This is a genomic window from Microbacterium sp. P2_F9 (assembly GCF_056403635.1).
The window spans coordinates 1-2,355 of the sequence record NZ_JBFUFC010000331.1; the positions used below are offsets into that span (position 1 = coordinate 1).

2 protein-coding genes are annotated in these 2,355 nt (G+C 71.8%); both read right to left on the reverse strand.

The window, feature by feature from the left end:
- Positions 1-1,472: sensor histidine kinase (locus AC1DVT_RS19600; RefSeq protein WP_477390999.1), on the reverse strand; the 1,472-nt coding region annotated here is incomplete at its 3' end.
- Positions 1,473-1,496: 24 nt separating this feature from the next.
- Positions 1,497-2,355 (reverse strand): CpaE/TadZ family protein (locus tag AC1DVT_RS19605; RefSeq protein ID WP_477391001.1); only part of this gene is annotated, 859 nt, incomplete at its 5' end.

The following is a 2,355-nucleotide window of genomic DNA, read 5'->3' on the forward strand; positions in this document are numbered from 1 at the left end:
AGGTGGCGGAGCGGGATGTCGATCGTGACCTCCGTGCCGCTGCCCGTGATGGTGTGCCAGTCGATGGTTCCGCCCAATTCCCCCTGGATGAGGGTGCGGACGATCTGCGTGCCCAGACCCCGGCCGACCTGACCCTCTGGAAGGCCCGACCCGGTGTCGCGCACGCGCACCTCGAGGCTCTCGTCGCCGCGCTCGGCGATGATCTCGACGTCGCCTTCTTGACCGGCGAGCCCGTGCTCGACGGCGTTGGTCACGAGCTCGGTGAGCGCGAGGGCGAGCGGTGTCGCGTACTCGCTCGGCAGGATGCCGAACTTCCCGGTCGACCGCGTGCGAGCGCGCGTGTTCGGCGCGGCGGCGACCTCGGCGACGAGCTTGAGCACACGGGCGAAGACTGCGTCGAAGTCGACGTTCTGCGCAAGGCCCTCGGAGAGGGTGTCGTGGACGACCGCGATCGCCGAGACCCGGCGCATCGCCTGGGTGAGCGCCTCACGCGCCTCGTCGGTGTGCGAGCGGCGGGACTGGATGCGCAGCAGCGAGGCGACCGTCTGGAGGTTGTTCTTCACCCGGTGGTGGATCTCGCGGATCGTCGCGTCCTTGGTGATGAGCTCCTGCTCCTGATGGCGGATCTCGGTCACATCGCGGCAGAGCACGATCGCGCCGATGCGGGTGCCGTGATCGCGCAGCGGGATGGTGCGCAGGCTCACCGTCACGCCGCGGGACTCGATGTCGGCGCGCCACGGCGCCCGCCCGCTCACCACGACGGGAAGCGACTCGTCGAACTGGCGCTTCGCCGGCAGGATGCGTGTCACCACCTCGACGAGCGACTCGCCCTCCAGCTCGTCTTCGAAGCCCAGCCGGTTGAAGGCCGACAGCGCGTTCGGGCTTGCGAAGGTCGTGGTGCCGTCGACGTCGAGACGGATGAGGCCGTCCGAGGCGCGCGGCGCGCCGCGCCGAGGCGATGTCGGCGCGGACAGATCGGGGAACTCCCCGGAGGCGATCATCCCGAACACATCGTCGGCGCAGTCGTTGAAGGTGATCTGCTGCCGCGACGGGGTACGCGAGTCGCCGAGATTCGTGTGCCGAGTGAGCACCCCGATGGTCTGCGACGGCTCGCCGTTGTGGCCGGCACGCACGATGGGCACCGCACGCACGCGGGTGGGCGTCTCTTCGAACCAGTCCGGCGACGCCGAGTCGACGATCTGCCCGGATTGGAAGGCATCCCGCACCTGCGTGCGCCACTGCGGCCGCACCCGGTCGGAGACGATGTCGCGATAGAACAGGGTCGCTGCGCCGCTCGGCCGCGTGTGCGCGACGGCGATGAACGAGTCGTCCTCGGTCGGCACCCAGATCACGATGTCGGCGAACGCGAGGTCCGCGAGCAGCTGCCCGTCGCCGGCCAGACGGTGGAGCCACTCGACGGAGGCTTCATTGGATCGCCCTTGGGCGTAGACGAGATCGCTGAGGGTCGACACGCCTCCCAGCGTAGAGCCAACCGGTCAGGCGGCGTCGCGACGGGGGCGACGGATGCCGCGGCGCACCGCGGGAGCGGACACCGCCGGCGCCGGGACGACGACCTCTCCGACGAACCGCCGGACAGCGAGCGTCAGCGGCGACCGCAGGGCGACCTCGGCGATCGGTCGCGCGGCGAGGATCGCGGCATCCGCCGACCGCGGATCCGCAGGGACGAACCAGACGTCGTCGATGCCGCCGAACCGATCGAGCGTGCGCCGCACCTGCCCGCGGGCGTCGATGCCGAGCGTGCCGGGGCGCAGCCGGTTCGCGATGACCGCGACCGGCGTGGCGCCGATGGCGGCGCGCAGCTCGGCATGCGCCCGCAGCAGCCGGGAGATGCCGACCGGATCGGCGGCCGCGACGGCGACGACCAGGTCGGCCGCAGCGAGGACCGCGAGCGTGGCGGCGTTGCGACGAGGGCCCTCGAGGTCGCTCACGATCTCCTCGTCCCGCTCCAGGGATGCCGCGACATCGACGACGGTGAAGTCAGTCCACTCCCGGCACACGGCGAGGGCGGACGCGACTCGCCCCGCGGTGAGCTCGGGCCAGCGCGACGGCCGATTCAGCCCGGTGAGGACGTCCACGCCGGTGCCGCCGAGGGGAACGCTGATCCGGTCCAGCTCCCGCACATCCAGTTCCCCGCGCTCGGCCTGACGGCAGGCGCTCGGGAAGCCAGGGCCCTCGTCGGCGAGCCCGAGCTGCAGCGCGATCGACGGTGCGTGGGTATCGGCATCCACCAGTCCCACGCGCTTCCCACCGCGAGCGAGCTCGGCCGCCAGCTCGATGGCGAGGGTGGACCGCCCGGGCGCGCCGGCGGGGCCCCAGACGGCGATCACCTTGGGC